This is a genomic window from Stutzerimonas stutzeri (genome assembly GCF_000590475.1).
Classification (GTDB): Bacteria; Pseudomonadota; Gammaproteobacteria; order Pseudomonadales; family Pseudomonadaceae; genus Stutzerimonas; species Stutzerimonas stutzeri_D.
On the sequence record NZ_CP007441.1, the window covers coordinates 1,201,042 to 1,221,239 of the forward strand.

Annotated in this window: 21 protein-coding genes and 1 tRNA gene; 6 read left to right on the top strand and 16 right to left on the bottom strand. The window is 57.4% G+C overall.

From position 1 onward, the window contains the following. Positions 1-130: 130 nt before the first annotated feature. Positions 131-739, top strand: coding sequence for a sce7726 family protein (locus tag CH92_RS05555; RefSeq protein ID WP_025240788.1), 609 nt, complete (start codon positions 131-133; stop codon positions 737-739). Here the strand turns inward: CH92_RS05555 and CH92_RS05560 are convergent. The 6 genes from CH92_RS05560 to metG form a co-directional block, all read right to left on the bottom strand. Further along, positions 731-1,804: a beta family protein gene (locus CH92_RS05560; protein WP_025240789.1), complete on the bottom strand. Its 1,074-nt coding sequence runs from the start codon at positions 1,802-1,804 to the stop codon at positions 731-733. The genes CH92_RS05555 and CH92_RS05560 overlap by 9 nt on opposite strands. Next, positions 1,791-2,339, bottom strand: coding sequence for an ImmA/IrrE family metallo-endopeptidase (locus CH92_RS05565; RefSeq protein ID WP_025240790.1), 549 nt, complete (start codon positions 2,337-2,339; stop codon positions 1,791-1,793). Before CH92_RS05565 ends, CH92_RS05560 begins: the two co-directional genes overlap by 14 nt. A 383-nt stretch (positions 2,340-2,722) precedes the next feature. Next, positions 2,723-2,796, bottom strand: a tRNA-Gly gene (locus CH92_RS05570). A 69-nt stretch (positions 2,797-2,865) separates the two neighbouring features. After that, a complete protein-coding gene (locus CH92_RS05575) occupies positions 2,866-3,558 on the bottom strand; it encodes a pseudouridine synthase (protein ID WP_025240791.1) in 693 nt (230 codons plus the stop codon). After that, on the bottom strand, positions 3,558-3,809 hold the full coding sequence (locus CH92_RS21600) for a cysteine-rich CWC family protein (protein ID WP_423832971.1): 252 nt from the start codon (positions 3,807-3,809) through the stop codon (positions 3,558-3,560). Before CH92_RS21600 ends, CH92_RS05575 begins: the two co-directional genes overlap by 1 nt. A 54-nt stretch (positions 3,810-3,863) precedes the next feature. Next, entirely contained in the window at positions 3,864-5,906 is a 2,043-nt protein-coding gene (metG, locus tag CH92_RS05580; protein ID WP_025240792.1) for a methionine--tRNA ligase, read from the bottom strand. Positions 5,907-6,180: 274 nt separating this feature from the next. Between metG and apbC the strand changes: the two genes are divergently transcribed. Beyond that, complete coding sequence (gene apbC, locus CH92_RS05585; RefSeq protein ID WP_025240793.1) at positions 6,181-7,275, top strand: iron-sulfur cluster carrier protein ApbC; 1,095 nt, start codon at positions 6,181-6,183, stop codon at positions 7,273-7,275. A gap of 165 nt (positions 7,276-7,440) precedes the next feature. On the opposite strand, the gene CH92_RS05590 is transcribed toward apbC, so the two are convergent. Next, the gene (locus tag CH92_RS05590) at positions 7,441-7,650 is read right to left on the bottom strand and encodes a cold-shock protein (RefSeq protein ID WP_003282211.1); all 210 of its coding nucleotides are present in this window, start codon (positions 7,648-7,650) and stop codon (positions 7,441-7,443) included. 319 nt (positions 7,651-7,969) lie between these two features. Between CH92_RS05590 and dcd the strand changes: the two genes are divergently transcribed. Next, positions 7,970-8,536 (top strand): dCTP deaminase, encoded by a 567-nt coding sequence (gene dcd / locus CH92_RS05595; protein WP_025240794.1) that lies wholly within the window; start codon positions 7,970-7,972, stop codon positions 8,534-8,536. Between the two features lie 331 nt (positions 8,537-8,867). On the opposite strand, the gene CH92_RS05600 is transcribed toward dcd, so the two are convergent. Next, positions 8,868-9,449 (bottom strand): superoxide dismutase, encoded by a 582-nt coding sequence (locus CH92_RS05600; RefSeq protein WP_025240795.1) that lies wholly within the window; start codon positions 9,447-9,449, stop codon positions 8,868-8,870. 362 nt (positions 9,450-9,811) lie between these two features. Continuing rightward, positions 9,812-10,414, bottom strand: coding sequence for a LysE/ArgO family amino acid transporter (locus CH92_RS05605; protein ID WP_025240796.1), 603 nt, complete (start codon positions 10,412-10,414; stop codon positions 9,812-9,814). Positions 10,415-10,512: 98 nt separating this feature from the next. Here CH92_RS05605 and CH92_RS05610 point away from each other — a divergent pair, with 98 nt between their 5' ends. Continuing rightward, the gene (locus CH92_RS05610; protein ID WP_025240797.1) at positions 10,513-11,400 is read left to right on the top strand and encodes a LysR family transcriptional regulator ArgP; all 888 of its coding nucleotides are present in this window, start codon (positions 10,513-10,515) and stop codon (positions 11,398-11,400) included. Between the two features lie 6 nt (positions 11,401-11,406). Here CH92_RS05610 and CH92_RS05615 read toward each other — a convergent pair whose 3' ends face one another. Further along, complete coding sequence (locus tag CH92_RS05615) at positions 11,407-11,688, bottom strand: hypothetical protein (protein WP_025240798.1); 282 nt, start codon at positions 11,686-11,688, stop codon at positions 11,407-11,409. 368 nt (positions 11,689-12,056) lie between these two features. Between CH92_RS05615 and CH92_RS05620 the strand changes: the two genes are divergently transcribed. Continuing rightward, positions 12,057-12,989 carry a hypothetical protein gene (locus CH92_RS05620; protein ID WP_025240799.1) on the top strand — a complete coding sequence of 311 codons (933 nt, stop codon included), beginning with the start codon at positions 12,057-12,059 and terminating at the stop codon, positions 12,987-12,989. Positions 12,990-13,059: 70 nt separating this feature from the next. Here CH92_RS05620 and CH92_RS05625 read toward each other — a convergent pair whose 3' ends face one another. From CH92_RS05625 to hmpA, 5 genes are all read right to left on the bottom strand, one after another. Next, entirely contained in the window at positions 13,060-15,018 is a 1,959-nt protein-coding gene (locus CH92_RS05625; protein WP_025240800.1) for an autotransporter domain-containing esterase, read from the bottom strand. A 298-nt stretch (positions 15,019-15,316) separates the two neighbouring features. After that, on the bottom strand, positions 15,317-16,516 hold the full coding sequence (gene pncB / locus CH92_RS05630) for a nicotinate phosphoribosyltransferase (protein WP_025240801.1): 1,200 nt from the start codon (positions 16,514-16,516) through the stop codon (positions 15,317-15,319). A gap of 396 nt (positions 16,517-16,912) precedes the next feature. Next, positions 16,913-17,089, bottom strand: a complete 177-nt coding sequence (locus tag CH92_RS05635; protein WP_025240802.1) for a general stress protein — start codon at positions 17,087-17,089, stop codon at positions 16,913-16,915. 220 nt (positions 17,090-17,309) lie between these two features. After that, positions 17,310-17,543: a hypothetical protein gene (locus CH92_RS05640; protein WP_025240803.1), complete on the bottom strand. Its 234-nt coding sequence runs from the start codon at positions 17,541-17,543 to the stop codon at positions 17,310-17,312. A gap of 61 nt (positions 17,544-17,604) precedes the next feature. Next, complete coding sequence (gene hmpA / locus CH92_RS05645; protein WP_025240804.1) at positions 17,605-18,783, bottom strand: NO-inducible flavohemoprotein; 1,179 nt, start codon at positions 18,781-18,783, stop codon at positions 17,605-17,607. 290 nt (positions 18,784-19,073) lie between these two features. Here hmpA and CH92_RS05650 point away from each other — a divergent pair, with 290 nt between their 5' ends. Next, positions 19,074-19,298 (top strand): DUF2188 domain-containing protein, encoded by a 225-nt coding sequence (locus CH92_RS05650; RefSeq protein ID WP_025240805.1) that lies wholly within the window; start codon positions 19,074-19,076, stop codon positions 19,296-19,298. 2 nt (positions 19,299-19,300) lie between these two features. Here the strand turns inward: CH92_RS05650 and CH92_RS05655 are convergent, their stop codons facing one another. Continuing rightward, positions 19,301-20,188 carry an urea transporter gene (locus CH92_RS05655; protein WP_025240806.1) on the bottom strand — a complete coding sequence of 296 codons (888 nt, stop codon included), beginning with the start codon at positions 20,186-20,188 and terminating at the stop codon, positions 19,301-19,303. Positions 20,189-20,198: the final 10 nt, after the last annotated feature.

The following is a 20,198-nucleotide window of genomic DNA, read 5'->3' on the forward strand; positions in this document are numbered from 1 at the left end:
ATTGCTGCTTGCACGTGCCGATTGCTAGTCGTAATTCGCTCCAGTCGGTTTCGCCAGTTGGCTGAGCGCTGGTACGACAAGAGAAAAATCTGATACGAGACGTATTTGTTTGCGCTTCGCTGAGAGCTAAATGAAAGAATTAGACATCAAAAGATTGCTAGTGCAAAAGCTGGCGCAAGAAGGCAGCACAAATGCGTTGGCTTCCGAATTCCCTTTTGATTTCGGTCGACGTCGAGCCGACCTGATTAGCATCGCTGATGACAAGCTCTCTGGCTATGAAATAAAGTCCTATTTCGATAAGCTTACAAATCTCGCTGTTCAGCTGAAAAGTTACATCTCGGTTTTTGATTATGTTTATGTTGTTTGTGATGAGCGCCATTTAAGTAAGGTCCGAGAAATCGCGCCTTCCAAAGTCGGAATATACATCGCTCACGACCGATCCTTAGTGTTAAAGCGGAAAGCTAAGATAAATAATAGACTTAATAAGCTTGTGATGCTTGATGTAATGCCTTCGCCGTTTCTAAAACAGTGCTTCAAGTTAAGCGCTAAATCTAAATTTGAGCTCTGTCAAAAAATCAGTGCTGTAAGTAAAGAAAAAGAGATTAGACGTGTTCTTCTTCACTATATAAATTTAAGGTACGCTACTCAAACGAAGCTTTTTCATAATGATACGAGTGACCTCGTAACCTTAGACGACGTTTTCTCATTGTTCTCCGCGCCGCCTCGGAATTTAGAGTGAAAGTACACTTACGCGTCTGACGATATAGTTATTTATTCTCACTGAGATCCAAAATGAAGGGCTTATACCTGAAGGCTTGTTTTTGGAGGCGCTTAGTATCTCGTCGTCGCCCCAGGTGCCTTGTGTTTGATATAGCGGGTCTTTAACTACCTTCTTTGCACATTCAAAATAAGAGCCGCTGTTTCGTCTGTATCTGTAATAATAAAATCTATCATCAGTGCAGAAGTCTATCCGAGGTATGAAGGTTCCGCCGCGCATTTCTATTTGGTTGATATTCACTGCTGCATAATCACCAAACCGTAGCGCGGGGTGTTTCGCGGACAGCAGCTTATAGAGCTCATGTTCGCAAATGCTAAATGACCCGTGTTCATCTTCCCCTGTTTCGTCCTTCACGCTTTGAGGGAACGACCCTGCGATACAAACGAAGCTTTCTACGTAGTCTTTGATTCCTGGTTTTTTGAGGAGGGCTTTATATGCGTTGGAGTAATCGTCCGCGATTGCCTGTATCCCCACAGATTTTACGTTTGCTCTAATACAGCCATCATCTAATAACAGGTAGAGCTTGGCGTTTCCAAGGTTTACCCTGACAGATTCTACGATGAAGTTATAGTCGCTTTCGTCTAATCCGGTAGGCAGTCTCAATGCCATCCGCTCTACGCTGCGGGCCATTTCCTTAACGAAAAGTTTCGTCTGGTCTAGAGTTGGATCAAGGTCAAGATCGATGTGTATAGCAGGGCAGATTTTGAGGCCTGGATAAGAATTCAGTACTTCTCGCCAGCAATAATAGCCATTGTTCGGGGTAAGTATGCTCTCAATCTGAAGATTCTGTTGCTTAGGATCTGTTGTAACATCAAGTATGAATGGAGAGTTGCCCTGGATTTCACCAATTTGATCTATCCGTTTAGATATATCACCAAGCGGGTTATTTTTACTCAAGCGTGATCGGGTAATCTCGTAAATTGGAAGTACGTTTTTGAGCACCGAATTTGGTATGTTACCCATGCCTCGAAGCTCTGAGTCTTTAGTTTTAAGTACGGGGAAGTACCAAAAATTAGTCCAATCCATGCCCTTTCATCCCTAATGATTTGGCTCTCACCCGAACGGCAAGAGTAGACACTTTAAATTCCTGTGCCACGGCTTCAATACTACCGTTAAGCGATTTCACACGCTCTCTGAACTCGGTTTCTGGCATAAGAAGTTCGCTAGCAAATCTGTTGGCCTCCGCTTCCATTCGATTGCTGTTGGAGTTCCGGAAGAAGTTTTGATCAACAAAGTTTTCCTGCGTTTTTCTGTGCTTAAAATAATGCCCTAGCTCATGGGCTATGGTGAATCTCTGTCTATTAGGATGATGTAGTGAGTTGACCTTCATCAACCAACCTTGCTTGTCTGGATACGCACTTAGCGAACCGGAAACCTCATCATCCATAGGAACACATAGAAGTTCGATTCCAAGAGCTTTAGTCAGTGCATGTATATCTAAAGGAGAGATGCACAGCTGTAGCTCCTTGGCCTTTGCGCGTATTTGGTCGGCAGTAAGTTGTCCATCGCTTACCAGAGGCTGCTTCGCTGTGTCGATACTTTTTCGGCGTATAAATGCCATGAGTTGCCTACTCGGTTAGCCTGCTTGCTTCTGTTTTGACATCTTCTTCTGACCTGTCTAACAAGGAAACCTTCTCTTCGATTGTTTGCGCGTTGGTTTCTAGAATTTCCACTCGCGAATTCAAAAGGTCGATCATGTCGATCATGTCGCCGTATGTAGAGTTGATTTTCCCAATTTCTTTTTTAGCTTTCTTTTCAACTAGTTTAGTAAATATCGAGCTAGTGGTGTAATTGTTAATTTGAACTCTTGCCTCGTAAACCGCTTCAGTCCGGGATGAGCTTCGAATAATGAGAAATGCGATTGTGCCTCGTCAACCGCTGACATCATCCCGAACAGGCAAACCCTAAACGAAAAAGCCCTGCGATGGCAGGGCTTTTCTGATCTGGAGCGGGCGAAGGGAATCGAACCCTCGTCATGAGCTTGGGAAGCTCAGGTAATGCCATTATACGACGCCCGCTCAGGGGTGCCTTTGTACCAGAAGCTGTGGTGGAAAAGAAGCGGGGCGGGGCCGCATCGGGCGAATGGCTCAGATCTGCTCGATTTCTTCCTGCGTCAGGTGGCGGTACTGGCCGGGGGAGAGGGCAGGGTCGAGCAGCAGCGGGCCCATGCGTTCGCGGTGCAGGGCGGTGACCTTGTTGTTGAAGTGGCCGAACATCCGTTTGACCTGATGGTAGCGGCCTTCGTGTAGGGTCAGGCGTGCCTTTCGCGCATCGAGCAGTTCGAGCTCGGCGGGGAGGGTGGTGAGGTTCTCGAAGCGAAAGTAGAGGCCTTGGGCGAAGCGGTCGACGCAGCTAGGGTCGATGAGGTCTTCAGTTTCCACGAGATAGGTTTTGCCCAGCAGGCTTTCCGGTTGGGTCAGGCGGCGGGACCAGAGGCCGTCGTTGGTGATGATCATCAGCCCGGTGGTGTTGAAGTCCAGTCGCCCGGCGATGTGCAATTCGTCCTTGTCCGGCTCGTTCAGCAGATCCAGCACTGTGGGGTGTTGCGGGTCGGCGGTGGCGCTGACGCAGCCGGCCGGTTTGTTGAGCATAAAGAAGCGCGCGGGCTTGCCTGCCTGCAGTACGTCGCCGTCCAACTCGATACGGTCGAAGACGCGGACCTCATGTGTGCCGTCGCAAACTGTCTCTCCATTCACCGCAGCACGACCGGACGCCAGCAGCAGGCGCGCTTGGCGATGGCTGCAATGGGGCAACTTGGCAAGGAAGCGGTCGAGGCGCATCAGAGTTTTGCAGGCAGCTCGCCGCGAGCGCAGCGCGGGCAAATGCAGGCTTTGTTTAGCGCGTCGTCCGGAACCCGTTCACGAGCTTCGGGAGCAATTTCGGCGCTGAAGCACCAGCAGGGCTGCGTTGCGGTAGCCGGGTTGCTGAGACCGCATTGATTAGGTTCGCCGCAGACCGGGCATGTACTGGGATTAAGCGTGTGAGTCATAACCGCCTCCAGGCAGTGGCTGCGCATTTGTGGAGCGGTCATTGGGAAACGAAGCGGGAGACCGGCGTTGCACACGGCTCCCGCACTGCCACAGCCTTACTTGACGCGCTGACCTGGCTTGGCACCGCTGTCCGGGCTGAGCAGGTAGATCTCTTCACCGCCAGGGCCGGCGGCCAGCACCATACCTTCGGAGACGCCGAACTTCATCTTGCGCGCGGCGAGGTTCGCGACGTAGAGGGTCAGGCGGCCTTCCAGCTTGCTCGGGTCCGGGTAGGCGCTTTTGATGCCGGAGAACACGTTGCGCTTGGCATCGCCGATGTCGAGGGTCAGGCGCAGCAGCTTGTCGGCGCCTTCGACGAACTCGCACTTCTCGATCAGCGCGATGCGCAGGTCGACTGCCGCAAAGGCGTCGAAGGCGATTTCCGCGGCGATGGGCTCTTTAGTCAGCTCTCCATTGCCGCTCGGCTGGGCGGTAGCTTCGGTGGAGGCGAGGTCTTCTTTGGATGATTCGATCATGGCTTCGATTTTCGCGGGCTCGATACGGGTCAGCAGTGGTGTGAAGGCGTTCAGCTGATGGTTGCTTAGAAGCTCGGCGTGGTCGTTCCAGGTCAGCGGCTCGACATTGAGGAAGCGCTCAGCGTCCGCTGCCAGATTCGGCAGTACCGGCTTGAGGAAGATCACCAGCTGGCGGAACAGATTGATACCCGTGGCGCAGATCGCCTGGACTTCGGCCTGCTTGCCTTCCTGCTTGTTCAACACCCAGGGCGCCTTGTCAGCGATCCAGGCGTTGGCGCGATCAGCCAGCCCCATGATTTCGCGCATCGCGCGGGCGAAATCTCGGTTTTCGTAAGCCTCGGCAATCGACGGGGCCGCTGCAAGGAAGGCATCGGTCAGCTCGGGAGCGGCGTTATCCGCTACCAGCAGTCCCGCGTTGCCCTTGTGAATGAAGCCGGCGCAGCGGCTGGCGATGTTGACGACTTTGCCGACGAGGTCGGAGTTGACCTTCTGTACGAAGTCTTCGAGGTTCAGGTCGAGATCGTCGACGCCGCGGCCGAGCTTGGCGGCGTAGTAGTAGCGCAGATATTCGGGGTTCAGGTGTTCGAGGTAGGTGCGCGCCTTGATAAAGGTGCCCCGGGACTTGGACATTTTCTGACCGTTCACTGTCAGGTAGCCGTGCACCGCAACGGCGGTTGGCTTGCGCAGGCCCGCGCCTTCGAGCATGGCCGGCCAGAACAGGGTGTGGAAGTTGATGATGTCTTTACCGATGAAGTGGTACAGCTCGGTGGTCGAATCCTTCTTCCAAAAGGCATCGAAGTCCAGTTCCGGGCGACGTGCGCAGAGGTTCTTGAAGCTGGCCATGTAGCCGATCGGCGCATCCAGCCAGACGTAGAAGTACTTGCCGGGCTCGCCCGGAATTTCGAAGCCGAAGTAGGGCGCGTCGCGGGAAATGTCCCATTCGTGCAGGCCCGCATCGAGCCACTCGGCGATCTTGTTCGCCACCGAGTCCTGCAGGCTGCCGCTGCGGGTCCATTCTTTCAGCATCGCCTCGAAGTCGGGCAGCTTGAAGAAGAAGTGCTTGGAGTCGCGCAGCACGGGCGTTGCGCCGGAAATGGCCGAGCGCGGATCTTTCAGTTCGGTGGGTTCGTAGGTCGCGCCGCACTTTTCGCAATTGTCGCCGTACTGGTCCTCTGCACCACACTTCGGGCAAGTGCCCTTGATGAAGCGGTCCGCGAGGAACATGCCTTTCTCGGGATCGAAATACTGGGTCACGGAGCGCGTGGCGATATGTCCGGCGTCGCGTAGACGGCTGTAAATCATTTCCGACAGTTCGCGGTTTTCTTCGGAGTGGGTCGAATAGAAATTGTCGAAATTCACCAGGAAGTCGGCGAAGTCGGCGCTGTGTTCGGCTTGGACGTTAGCGATCAGCTGCTCGGCGGTGATGCCTTCCTTTTCGGCGCGCAGCATGATGGCCGAGCCGTGCGCATCGTCGGCGCAGACATAGATGCACTGGTTGCCGCGCAATTTCTGAAAGCGCACCCACATGTCCGTTTGGATGTACTCGAGCATGTGGCCAAGGTGGATCGAACCGTTGGCGTAGGGCAGGGCACTGGTAACGAGGATCTGGCGAGCTTCGGACATTGGGAAATCTGCAGTCGGGATTGCGAAGTGAGTCGGTAACTATAAGGGAAGCAGCTACAAGCTTGAAGCCGTAAGCGGGAGCAAAAGCAAATGGAGTCGGTCTGGCCTGATGGAACCAGGCATTGATACGAGCACCGCACGCTGGCGATGAATAGAGCGGCACAGCAGGGTTATATGCTTCTTTTCCAGTTGTGACCCAACTCGGTCTGCGTTGTCTGAAGCGTGTCTACTGATACCATCACGTTTGTTTCACTCGGTTCTTCTGGGAGTAATCATGACCGTCACACGCGAAGCTGTGGAAGCCGTACTGCGTCAGTACACCGACCCTAACCTGAACCAGGACCCGGTCACTGCCGGTTGCGTGCGTTCCATCGATGTTCAGGGCGATCACGTTAGCGTGCAGATTGAACTGGGCTACGCCGCCGGGCTGTTTCGCAGCGGATGGGCGCAGATGCTGGCCATGGCCATCGAGCAGCTCGAAGGCGTGGCGCGCGCCATTGTACAGGTCGACTGTGTGATCAAGTCGCACAAGGCCCAGGACCAGCTCGAGTCGCTGGGCAATGTGAAGAACATCATTGCGGTGGCTTCCGGCAAGGGCGGCGTGGGTAAGTCCACCACGGCGGCAAACCTGGCGCTGGCGCTGGCCCGCGAAGGCGCACGCGTGGGTGTGCTGGATGCGGATATCTACGGACCAAGTCAGGGCATCATGTTCGGTATCCCTGAAGGCACGCGACCAGAAATTCGCGACAACAAAGCCTTTATCCCGCTGGAAGCGCACGGCGTGCAGATCATGTCCATGGCGTTTCTCTCCGACGACAAGACGCCTATGGTCTGGCGCGGGCCGATGGTATCCGGTGCCCTACTGCAATTGATTACCCAGACGGCGTGGAATGATCTGGACTATCTCGTCGTGGACATGCCGCCGGGCACCGGCGATATCCAGTTGACGCTGGCGCAGAAGGTGCCGGTGGTTGGCGCGGTTATCGTCACGACGCCACAGGATCTCGCGCTGTTGGACGCCAAGAAGGGCGTCGAGATGTTCCGCAAGGTGAACATTCCGGTGCTTGGGGTGGTAGAGAATATGGCGATCCATATCTGCTCCAACTGTGGTCATGCCGAGCATCTGTTCGGTGAGGGTGGTGGTGAGAAGCTGGCGGCGCAGTACAACGTAGAGTTGCTGGCTTCCTTGCCGCTGTCGATGGCGATCCGTACGCAGGCCGATGCCGGCAAGCCAACAGCTATTGCCGACCCGGAAAGCCAGATCGCCATGATCTACCAGCAGATGGCGCGTAGCGTGGGCGCGCGGATTTCTCAGAGCGGCCAGATCATTGCGCAGTCGATGCCAAACATTGTGGTGACCGACGATTGATTTGGGGCGTGGCGGCGCTTGCGTCGCCAGTTGGCGGGTTGGTGTTCTGGGCGAACTCGTTCGCTCCTACAAGCCAACCCAGCGGCGCGTATTGTCGGTCAGTAAATAGCAGGCATAAAAAAAGCCCCGCCGAGGCGGAGCTTTTTTCAGCAGCGAAGCTTCAGGTTAGATAACCTGAACTTCCTCAGCTTGCATGCCCTTCTGGCCGCGAGTAGCGACGAAGGAAACTTGCTGGCCTTCTTTCAGGCTCTTGAAACCGTCGCCTTGGATGGCGCGGAAGTGTACGAAGAGGTCGTCACCGGATTGCGGAGTGATGAAGCCGAAGCCTTTTTCATCATTGAACCACTTAACGGTACCGGTTTGGCGATTGGACATTTGAATGTCTCCTTGAACGATGTAGAGATGATGTGAACGGGCAAATACCCCGAACGGTGACTGTGTGCAAGGAGTTAAAGGAGTCGTATCAATGATCGGATCGAAATCTAAACATGTAGCGATTCACGGTGACACATGCAGCAGCAGCCAACGAAAGATACCGCATTTCTGTCGCAAAGCGAGCATTATTTTCAGTTTCCGGCCAAAGCGTCAGAGATGCGGCGCAAGGTCCCGGGTCGAGGCCTTTGAACCGACTCCGTCGCCTCGGTAAGATGCACGCCTTTATTCAATGCCCACCAGCCAAATCAGGACGCCCGCCATGAGCATCAAATCGGACAAGTGGATTCGCCGGATGGCCCAGGAGCACGGCATGATCGAGCCCTACGTCGAGCGCCAGGTGCGCACTGAGGGTAGCGAGCGCCTGATCTCCTACGGCGTGTCCAGCTATGGCTACGACGTGCGCTGCGCGGACGAATTCAAGATTTTCACCAACATCAATTCGGCGATTGTCGACCCGAAGAATTTTGACGAGAAGAGTTTCGTCGACATCAAGAGCGACGTCTGCATCATCCCGCCGAACTCGTTTGCCCTGGCGCGTACCGTCGAATACTTCCGCATTCCGCGCAACGTGCTGACCATATGCCTGGGTAAAAGCACCTACGCCCGTTGCGGCATCATCGTCAACGTGACGCCGCTGGAGCCGGAGTGGGAAGGCCATGTCACCCTGGAGTTCTCCAACACCACCACGCTGCCGGCAAAGATCTATGCCAACGAGGGCGTGGCGCAAATGCTGTTTCTGGAGTCGGATGAAGAATGCGAGACGTCTTACCGTGATCGCGGTGGCAAGTACCAGGGCCAGCGGGGCGTGACACTGCCTAAGGCGTAACCCTTCAGGGTTGTCCGACCGAACCATCGACGCGGATAGTGGCTGACGCTGCTGCCCGCATTGTCGTTTCAGGGGTCGGCTCGCTGTTCCGTTTAGCAACGGCGCAGCCTATCGCGGCGGCTGTCAGTGAGCTGTTTGCCGCTGAGTTTGCAGCGTACAAGGCTGCTCAAGGTGGCAGAAATCCAGCTGCGCCGCTGTGGGGTCTGGTTGACCCAAGGAAGACGCGTTTCCGTACTGCAGAAACGAAAATGCCCGCATCACTGGGATACGGGCATTTCGGTTGCGAGCGTCACGGGGCGGGCGAGCCGTCCCGTGTAGCAAGCCAGGCGACTCAGCCAGCGAAGTTCTTCGCGACGAAGTCCCAGTTAACGACGTTCCAGAACGCTTCGACAAACTTCGGCCGCGCATTGCGGTAGTCGATGTAATAGGCGTGTTCCCAGACGTCGCAGGTCAGCAGCGGCTTGTCGCCAGCGGTCATCGGGTTGCCGGCGCCAATGGTGCTCGCCAGACCGACGCTGCCGTCGGCCTTCTTCACCAGCCAGGCCCAACCGGAACCGAAGGTGCCGATGGCGGTTTTGGTGAACTCTTCCTTGAACTTGTCGAAAGAGCCGAAGGAGGCGTTGATGGCATCAGCCAGGGCGCCGGTCGGCTGGCCACCGGCGTTCGGCGCCATGCAGTTCCAGAAGAAGGTGTGGTTCCAGACCTGGGCGGCATTGTTGAAGATGCCACCAGACGAGGTCTTGATGATGGTTTCCAGATCCTTGCCTTCGAACTCGGTGCCCGGGATCAGGTTGTTCAGGTTGGTCACGTAGGCCTGATGGTGCTTGCCGTGGTGATATTCGAAGGTCTCGGCGGAAATGTGCGGCTCGAGGGCGGTTTTTTCAAACGGAAGCGGCGGCAATTCGAAAGCCATGGTATATCTCCTGCTCAGGTGTCGAGAATAGATGCGGCTCGGAAGGAGGCAGTCTGCGCCGGTTACCAGCGCCTCGCGGAACGGAGCAAACTACTGCACTGATGTTCATCCGTTTACGCCTGTCTTTCCCTTCGCTCGCTACATGCGTGCGCATTCTTCGGCCGTTCACGGGCGGCCGTAATAGCGGGCTGAAGCGTTCCACTCCATGCCCGCGAACCAAGGATCATAGCACCCACCCTGTGGCAAAACCACGCGCCAACTGTGTGGAAAAGCTGAGGCCAGAGCCATTTGGTTGAGGCTTATGCAGGACATATCTATGCCTGAAGCCCTCTGCGTGGACCTCCGGTAGCCGGCGGTGTTCCTCAGGCGAGGACAACCAGCTGCGCGGCGACGAAAAACATCATCCCCGCCACACTCAGATCGATCAGCCGCCAGGTCAGCGGTCGAGCGAGCCAAGGCGCAAGCCACGCACCGCCAAGGGCGAGCAGTAGAAACCACAAGGTCGACGCGCTCGCGGCGCCCAGCGTATAGGCGCCTGGCTCAGGCTGTTGAGCACCGAGCGAGCCAATCAGCAACACCGTGTCGAGGTAGACGTGTGGGTTGAGCAGGGTGACAGCCAGCGCGGCGAGCAGAACGTTCTGCAATGACCGCGGGCGACGCTGGGCATCCGCTTGCAGCGCTTGCGGGCGTGCCGCGCGGCGCAATGCGATGGTGCCGTAAAACAGCAGAAATGCCACGCCTCCCCAGCGCGTGATTTGCAGCAGTAAAGGGCTTTGCGCCAGCACCGCCGCGAGCCCGAAAACCCCCGCGCTGACCAGAAGAATATCGCAGAGGATACAAAGGGCCGCGACGGGCAAATGATGTTCACGGCGCAAGCTCTGCGCCAGCACAAAGGCGTTCTGGGCACCGAGCGCGATGATCAGGCCTGCCGTGACCAAAAGGCCGTTGAAGTAGCTCTGCCACATAGCGCGCTGCCTGTTTGCAATTTAAAGAATGCTCGCAGTCTCGGTGCTGGTGAATTATAAGGAAAACGAAATATCGTAATGGTGCATAAGGAGTTCTGATGTTCGATTACAAGCTCCTATTGGCGCTGGCGGCAGTGGTCGAGCAGGCCGGGTTCGATCGAGCCGCCCAGGCGCTAGGGCTTTCGCAATCGGCAGTGTCACAACGTATCAAGCTGCTGGAGGCGCGACTTGGACAGCCGGTCCTGTTGCGCGCCTCGCCGCCCCAGCCGACCGAAATTGGCCGACGTCTGCTTAATCATGTGCAGCAGGTGCGACTGCTGGAGCGTGACCTCCAGGGCCAGGTGCCGGCGTTGGCTGAAGGGCGATTACCGGAGCGGCTGCGCATCGCCCTCAATGCAGACAGCCTTTCGACCTGGTGGGCTGATGCGGTGGCGCCGTTCTGTACGGCACACGGCGTGGTGCTTGACCATGTGCTGGAAGATCAGGACGTGGGACTCAAGCGTATGCGAGCAGGGGAAGTGGCGGCGTGCGTGTGCGCGGTGGACCGGCCCTTGGCGGGCGCTCGCAGTCAGTTTCTCGGTGCCATGCGCTATCGCGCAGTGGCCAGTCCGGCATTCGTTGCCCGACATCTTGGGGATGGCGCGTCGGCAGACGCGCTGCTGCGGGCGCCGGCGATCGTATTCGGTCCCGATGATCAGTTGCAGCATCGCTATCTGGCTTCGCTGGGGCTGACCGGTGCCTTCAGCCATCACCTGTGTCCGTCATCCGAGGGCTTCGTTCGCTTGCTTACGAGCGATCTCGGTTGGGGGATGGTGCCTGAACTTCAGGTGCGCGGGGAACTCGCCAGCGGCGTATTGGTCGATGTGTTCCGGGGCATGCCCATCGATGTGCCGCTTTACTGGCACCACTGGCGCAATGGCGGCGCGTTGCTCGCCGAACTCACTCAGCAGCTGACGCGCTCGGTGAGGCAGTGGCTCGTCGGTTGAGCGCTTTCAACTCATGACACGCTGGCCGCGATAGATGCGCACCGATGGTTCATATCGGCCATGGCTCTCGGGCGATGACGGCTTCGTCACAACGGGTGGAGGCATATCACTGTAGGTCGCCAACTGCTTGCCGAGATCGCGAGTCGTTTCGTCACCGGAGCAGAGACAGGCGATCAACATCGCCTGAATGGCGTCAGGCTGGCTCAGGCGAATATCCAGTTGTTGCTCTTCGCGCAGCCGGCGTCGCAGATGTTGCATGCAATCCAGCACAGCCTTGTTGAACTCCATGATAATTCGTCTCCTGATCATGTCGTCATCCGAATCCTTGGCCCGACATCCGTGTCGGAAAGCGCTATCCACTGGCATGACTGACGAAGCAACAGGCGTACCAGTTCTCAATATTGCCCCTGTGGCACTGAAGGAATTATGCCGAGGCCAGGCGTGGCTGGGCTTTTGCAATGATTGAATCGTCGGCGCAAGCACGAAGTGCCGGCGTTTTCGAAATACCCGCTGCGCCCGGACTGCACGATCTTGAGCCGCCGCAGCGTGATACGCCTGTTGAAGGTGCAACTTATGACAAACGATGCCGCTGATGTGACTCGGTCGAATCGTTATACTGCGCGTTGTTTCTCGCTTCGCGCCATTAAAGGTACTCCATGCGCAACGATGCTCACGACGAACTGGACCACGTACCCAGCCTGACCGCCGGACGTGACCGCAACCCCTATCCTGCGCCGGAGCTCGAGCCGATCAGCAAGCCGTTGGAGCGCGATCTGGACGACGCGCGGCCGAGGCAAAAACGTCGCGCGGTCAGCACCGCGCCGCTGTGGATCATGATCGTCGCGCTGTTTGCCTCGCTGGTAGCGCTGGGCTGGTGGAATCTGCAGCAGGTCTCCAGACTCGAGGCGCAATTGGTGGCCACCCAGGAAAGTTTTGCGCGTATCAGTGAAGACGCCACCGGCCAACTGCAGGACATTTCCGGAAAGATCGTGGCGACGGAATCCAGCGTGACCACCGAAGGTGAAGCTTTGAAACTGCGTATCAAGCAGTTGGAAAAGCAGGCGCTGGATCTGGCCGAGCAGCAGCGAGCGATCACGACCCAGCAGCAGAGCCTGACCGGCAAACAGGGTAATCAGGATCAACGCCTGGATGAGCAGGGCATACGCATCGAGCGCGTCGCCACTGACGTGCGTGGCCATCAATCCACCACCGCAACGCTCACCGAGACAATCAAGAGCCTTGCCAGTGAACAAGCGGCGATCAAGTCGTCGGTGGCAGGTCTGAAAGTTTCGGTGGATGACCTGAGTACGCTATCCGCCCAGGTCGGTGGGTTGGACAAGCTGCCTGCTCGGGTCGACGAACTGAGCAAAGAAATTGCCGCGCTGAAACAGCGAGGCGGCGACAGCCAGGCAATCAGCCGGCTCGAGCAGGATGTGCTGGTTCTGCGCAGCGAATTGGATAACCGTCCGGCAGCCAAGCCTAGCGTCAATACGTCGGAGTTCGATTCGTTCCGCGCGCAGGTGACTCGCACCATCAATGGTTTGCAAGGGCAGATCGCCAACCTGCAGCAGCAGATCGACCGACGCTAGCGTTACGGAAAAAAAGCCGCTGTGCATGAGCGCAGCGGCTGGGCAAATCAGCCAAACGAGGAGTAGCGGTTTACAGGTCCAGCGCGAGGGACACGCCAATTCCCTGATTGCGGTTGTCGTTGCCCTGGTAGTTGTAGTTGGCGCGCAGGCTCAGCCCTGTGGTCAGCTGGTGTGCAACCCCCACGCTAAAGCGAGTCTGACTGCCGGTGGGCGTGGCGCCTGGTAGTTCGAAGGTATTGTTCTCCACGCTGTTCAACGACATGCGCAAGTCTTCACGCTGGTCATCCTCTCGCTCCACTTCACGGGCAACTTCGGCAAATAGGCGGGTGCGCTGCGTGAGGGCATAGTTTCCGAACAGGCCGACCGATAGACGCAGCGACTCGAGTTCCTGGTCCTCGTAGCTCAAGGCAGTCGCGCTGGCACCATCCTCGCTGTAACCATCCACCTCAACCTTCTGATAGCTGGCACCGACGAAGGGGCCGAATTGCAGCGGATCGCCGATCTGCATCAGGTTGAAGCCGGTCTTGGCCGATACGCCCCAGAGCACACCCTCGGTACTGCCTTTTTCAGAACGTTCCGCTACGCCCAAGGCAAAGGTGCGCTTCAAATCGTCGTAATCCAGGTAACCGGCGCTGACGTTGAAATCCGCGAAGAAACGGTCCTGCTGATAGCTGGCAAACGCACTGGCCAGATAGCTGCGCATGTCGTAGTCAGAATCGTCTTCACCGACGGTCAGAGTGTTTTGCGCCAGGCCCAGGCTGAGTCCCGCCAGCCAGCTGTCGTTGATCCGGTTGGTCACGCCGATCGCCAGGGTCGGGCTGTCGCCGTCTCCGCCACCGAACCCGTCGTATTCCGGCCGGTTGTAACCGCCCTGCACGAAAGTGCGCCAGGACCCAGTCGACTGCCAATTACCGCGTTGCGCAGCCAGTTCGTTATCGAGCATCTGCAGGTGGTTGCGTAGGGCCGAGCGGCCCATTTCAGGTAGCAGGGATATTTCTGCCGGTGCCGAAAGAATCGAGTAGATATAGTCGGCGCTGATCTGATGGACCGCGGTGGTCGGATGCACGCCATCGTTGAACAGCAGACGGCTCGGGTCGGCGTTCGCATTGGTGTTGAGGGTAAGGTCCGTCAGGCCGTAGGTCGGGTCGCTGGTGCAGTCATCGCCGCTGAAGCAGACCGCGGTCTGGTCGATCGTCGGGTCGAATCCGTAACGGGCGAGATCGGCCCGCACTTCCGAGAGCAGCAGGCGGTTGTTCAGCAGTACATAGTTGCCGCCCTGCGCCTGAAGGCCTGCCGCGAGCGCGGCATTAAAGGCGTCGCTCAGGCCGTTCAGTATGGTACCGAAACCCGGCAGGCTATTGCCCAAAGGCGTTTCGCCAACATCGGGCAGGTCGGAGATAACGATGTAGCGGGCACCGGCAGCCTGTAGCGCGCCGACTGCCTCGACCATATTTTTTGCAGCCTGTGATGTCGTGTCGGCTGCCTGTTCGGCTGTGAACGGGCCGCTTCGGACGAGCTGGAAAATATCGTTGGCGCCGCCGTTGAGGTAGTACAAGCCGTTCGGGTCGACTTGCGGGTTCTCTATGAGATACCCAGCGCGGCTCCGAGAGAGTCCAGTTCCTGTATCAACGACCGAGGTAAGGGTGAGCGAATCAAGAATCTGCTCCGTAAGGTAACCCCCCACGGCATAGTTGGTACCGTCCGAGTTGCCCGTCAGCAGTGCTGGTAGCAGCGGCGTGGAGGGCAGGGATTGCAGGCCCAGGCGGTTGGCGAGTACCTGGGTAACAACTTGGCCCGCATATTCGCTGTTATCGGCTGTGTAGTTCGGGCCGGTGCGGTTGGTGAAGCGCAGGCCGCCTGTCGGGTTTCCACCCAGCAAAGGGCTGCCCGTATCCGGGAAGTTGCCGGCATCGCTAAGCGAGTCGCCAAAATTGACGAATTGGCTATAGGGGCTGGTTTGCGCATGGGCTGCGACTGAGGTCCCGGCCAGCAGCAGGGCGAGTGCAAGGGGTTTGAGCGTGTTCTGCACGGAGATAACTCCTAATTATTGTTATTTGGCAGTCGGAGGCTGATAGCTCCGCAACTCAAGCTAATACCGGCGGTTATCTGACATAAGCGCTCTAAAGCGTCATTCTTTGCAGCCGCCTGATCCCTCTTAGGGATTACTGCCTCTGCGTCCGGACGTAGTTTGAGCTTGCGCGGTAAAGACTTTGCAGGCCAGCTCTTCCCGCTGTATGTGGCGAAAACCACAGGGCGCCACCGGCTCTGATTCGAGACGGATGGTGTGGCCGAGCCCGATTGGCCCAGTTCCACGAAATGAGCGCGGCTTAGCCAGCTACCGAAAACACATGCTTGAGATAGGCGACGAAGGCCTCGTCGCGGCACATGGTCTTGCCCGCAGAGTCGGAGATCTTTGCCACGGGCTGGCCGTTGCAGCTGGTCATCTTGATCACCATGTTGGTCGGCTCGACGCCTGGTATATCGCAGGTCAGCTGGGTGCCGATGCCGAAACTGGTGTTGCTGCGCCCTGCGAGTGCGCGATAGATGCCAAGGGCCCGGGGCAAATCGAGACCATCGGAAAACACCAACTGCCGGGTCATCGGGTCGATGCCGAGGCGATGATAGTGGGCGATGGCCTTTTCTGCCCACTCGATGGGATCTCCTGAATCGTGGCGTAGCCCGTCGAAGAGCTTTGCCAGGTACAGATCGAAGTCGGCGGTGAAGGCGTCCATGGTGATGCAATCGGTAATGGCGATGCCCAACGCGCCGCGGTATTCGCGAGCCCAGCAATCCAATGCCGCACTCTGACTGTCGACGAGCCTGGGACCCAATTGCTGATGCGCCATGATCCACTCATGCGCCATGGTGCCCATGGGTCTGAGATCGTGCATCCGGGCCAGATGGACATTGCTGGTGCCGACGAAGCGACCGGGAAAACCCTCCTTCAGTCGTTCGACAACCATCGCCTGCACCGCAAAGGAAAAGCGTCGGCGGGTACCGAAGTCGGCGAGCTTGAATCCTGCCAACTCTTCGGCGGTGGCTTCGGCGCGCAGCCATTGGAGCTTTTCGTCTAGCCGTGTCTCGGCTTGTTCGAGGATCACGTGCGGATAGCGTGCCCTGTTCCGCACCTCGCTGATGATCGCCAGCAGCGGTACCTCGAACAGAATCACATGCAGCCACGGCCCGCGCAGGTAAACCACCAGTTCACCGGCTTCGAGCTCGACCCTCACGTAGCGCAGATCGAAGCGAAACAGCCCGAGAAAGCGAATGAAATCCGGCTGCATGTAGGGGATTTCATCGAGGAATGCGAGCTCATCCTGGCTGAATTTAAGCTCGGCGAGCGCTTCGATTTGCTGTCGGATGTCGTCCAGATAAGGTGCCAGATCTTCTACAGAGCGGCTGCGGAAGGCCCATTCGACTTCGGCGTTGGGATAGTGATGCAGTACCGCCTGCATCATCGTCAGCTTGTAGTAATCGGTGTCCAGCAGGCTTTGAACGATACGGTCGGAAAAAATGCTGACGCTCATAGGCTGCTCCAGAGGCGGCGGGTTGGCATCAGGCTCCTCCGATCCCTTCGATCACCTTACCGGTGCCACCGCAGTTTTGGCATTCTCCGGATTCATTCCGACCGCTGCCTTTGCATACGGGGCAGATATTTTCGCCAGTCCCGGGTGTGTCTGGAGCGGCTTCATCACCCGGGTTATTTGGCGGGGCTCCATTTTTTGCGTCGCCCATGTCTAAGCTTCCTCTTGGTGATATCTCTATTTCAAACTTCAATCAAGTTGCGGATTGGGTCGTAATTTTATGTGTCGGTTTATTGTCGCAATAAAAGCATTCAGTTAAATCTTAGCTAATGCTTGAAATAAAAAAGTTAAACAAAAAAAGGCAAAGGATTTAACCTTTGCCTTTTTATGGCGAGACAGTCAGCTATTGCTATTGCGTCCACCGCCGTGGCTGTTCTGCCCACCTTTACGGCCTGCTTCCGAGGCCTTTTCACGGTCGTTGGCGAAGTTTCCGCCGCTATTGTGGCCGCCTTTCTTGCCAGCTTCCGAGGCTTTTTCGCGATCGTTGGCAAAGTTGCCGGGGTTCTTGTTTGGCATGTCTTTTTCTCCTCAATGGATAGAGACGCTAAAGGGCCAATAAAACTCATCAGCCTTCATAGTTTCAGAGCCCGGTTTTGCCTTAGGAGTTTCCATTTATGAACAAGCGGCAGACGAATGGTTGTCGTGGCTAATTCGAACTATGCCGAGCGTAAAGTTAAGCGAAACGGTGATGCCATTATTAGTGCAAGTTCTTCTAACTTGTGCCGTCATATTGATTTCATGCCGCCAGTATCAGTTGACGCTGTGCGACCAGGCGCATCACGTAGCCGATCTTGAGCGCGGTAGGGCCGAGAATCACCAGCGCATGGCAGGCAATCACGGCGCCGAGCGCCAAATGGCGATCGAAGAGGTAAGCGCCAGCGACGCCGGACAGTAGCAATACCAGGCCGATCGTCATGGAGAGATTGGCGATAACGAGCAGACGGTGCGGGTCATAGGGCTGTAGTGTCATCGGAATTACCTCCTGACGATGGTCTGGTTGGCGGGCCAGCGGTACGCCGGCCCATCCGGATTCACTCCAGCGCCGAAGCCGGCCCAAAGAACTCAAAGCGGGTTTGTTGTTCCGGGACACCAAGCGCCCGCAGTTGCCGGCGAATTGCCGCCATGAAGGGTTTGGGACCGAGGAAATAGGCGTCCAGGTCGCGGTCGGCTGGCAGCCAGTCATCCAACCGTTCTTCGGTCATCAGACCGATGGCGTCCGGATGATTATCGTCACCCTGATGTTCGTCATAGCAGTAGAAGCGCTTGAGATGTCCGTGCCGCTCGGCCATTGCGTCGATCGTTTGGCGGAAGGCGTGGCTGGCGGCGTTGCGAGCGCAATGAATGAAGTGGATCGGTCGGTCAGTGGTGATGGCTTCCTCGAGCATCGCCAGTGTCGGGGTGATCCCCACGCCACCGCTAATGAGCACCAGCGGCTTGTCGCTGGGCTGCAGGGTGAACTCGCCAGCGGGCGCAAACAGCTCGAGGCTTTGTCCTTCCTCCATGCGATGCAAGGCGTTGGACGCCACGCCGCCTGGCTCGCGCTTGACGCTGATGCGGTAGTCGCGGCCGTTGCTGGCGGCGGAGAGCGAGTAGTTGCGGCGAATCTCCTGGCCGTCCACCTGAAGGCGCAGACCGATGTACTGGCCGGGCTTGTGGGTGAAGACTGCACCGCCATCTTCCGGTTCCAGGTAGAACGAGACGATCTCTGCGCTCTCGACCACTTTGCGGGCGATTCGGAAGGTACGCGCGCCGCGCCAGCCGCCAGGGGCATCCGCCGTGGCGCTGTACAGCTGTTCTTCGGTGCCGATGAGGATGTCGGCGAGCTGGCCATAGGCGGCGGCCCAGGCATCGATCACTTCATCGGTGGCGATCTCTTCGCCGAGCACCTCGCGAATCGCCCTCAGCAGGCAGGAACCGACAATAGGGTAGTGCTCCGGCAATACCTGTAGGGCGACATGCTTGTTGACGACCTGGGAGACAAGCCCGCCGAGCTGGTCCAGGCGATCGATATGCTTGGCATACATCAGCACGCCATTGGCCAACGCGCGTGGCTGGTCGCCGCTGGCCTGGTGCGCCTGGTTGAACAGGGGGCGGACTTCGGGGTGTTCGGCCAGCATCACTTTGTAGAAGTGCTGGGTGAGCGCTTCGCCACCGGTTTCCAGCAACGGGACGGTGGCTTTGATCAGGGCACGTTGTTCAGCGCAAAGCATGGATAGGCTCCAGATGATTGGGAAGCCTGTCTCTTAAATGGTTGCGTAATCACTACGCCGCACGGACAGGTTGTGCAGTCCCTTTCAATAACCGTTCCAGGCCAGAACTGATTGCAATCAAGGGCTTACGCAGCGGGGCGGGTAATTTAAACCGTTGCGTAAAGGGTATTTAAAACCCTGCTTGGTTATAAATACCTTTTTATAGTTAGCCCATGCCATTAACCGAACCGCTAGGCGCGCGGGTGTTCTATAGCTTGGACCAGACGATTAGCAAGCTTATGGAGGCAAGCATGGAGAACTACCACATCACACACGACGGCGACCGTTGGGTATTGCGCGAAGAAGGTGACAAGCGAGCGCTGCTCGAAGCCACGACCAAGGACGACATCATCAACGAGACGCGCGACTACATGAAACTGCGTACCGCCTCGGTGAAAATCCATACCCAAGATGGCCAGATCGAAGAGGAACGAACCTATCCGCGTGACCAAGACCCACGCGCGACCAAGGGCTGAACTCAGGCGGGTTGGATATAAACGCGGCGCTGGGTCAGCCGCGTTCCCAGCGCCACGATCCAGCACGAGAGGATAAAAGGCATGGTCAGGGCGGGCATACCCCACTGATCGAAGACCAGCTTGCAGACGATGGCCAGCGCGATGCCCAGCGCTGGCATCAATGCAGAGCGGTGCACCTGGCTTAGCGCCAGCGCTGCCAGCGCCGGGTTATAGCCGGCCAAACCCGCCAGCGCCTGCGATTCCGTTACGCCAGTCAGCAGCGCGCAATACACCCCGATGGCCGAGCCGCAGAGGGCCCACAGCCCGGCGCGCCGATCGGCGATCAATACGGCCAGTAGCAGGCAAAGCCCTGCCGCGGGCTCGCCAAGAAACATCACCTGACCCATGCCGCTCGCCATGGCGCCAATGGCGCTCCAGCCGTCCAGGCTGGATCCGTACCCCCGGGCTTCGGCGACCGAGTCGAGCATGCCGGCCACGGCCAGGACCAGCCAGCCGAACAGCACAAAAGCCAGGGTGAACACTGCCGGCCCGCCGTGCTCGCGCATGGTTCGCAGCAAGCGTTTCTGCAAAAGACTCGAGAGCGCGCCGGCCAGGGCCACCAGCAGCAGCGCCAGCGCCGATGGGCCCAGCACAAGGGTGATAAGCAGTCCCAGCAATGTCGAGTTGTAGCCGTAGAGTCCGCTCTCGATATCGTGGCGTTCGTAGCCCAGGCATCGGGCAGTAAAGGTTCCGCTGAGCAGACCAAGCAGACTGCCGAGGAGAAGCGAAGGCGCGTAAAGGCTGATCGTGACAAGTATCAGCAACCCGCAGACCGGATTCGCCTGCAGGAAAATCTGGCTGACGCCGTTGAGCAGCGCATGCGATGCAGACGGCAGGTAAGTGCGACCCATAGTGGGATGT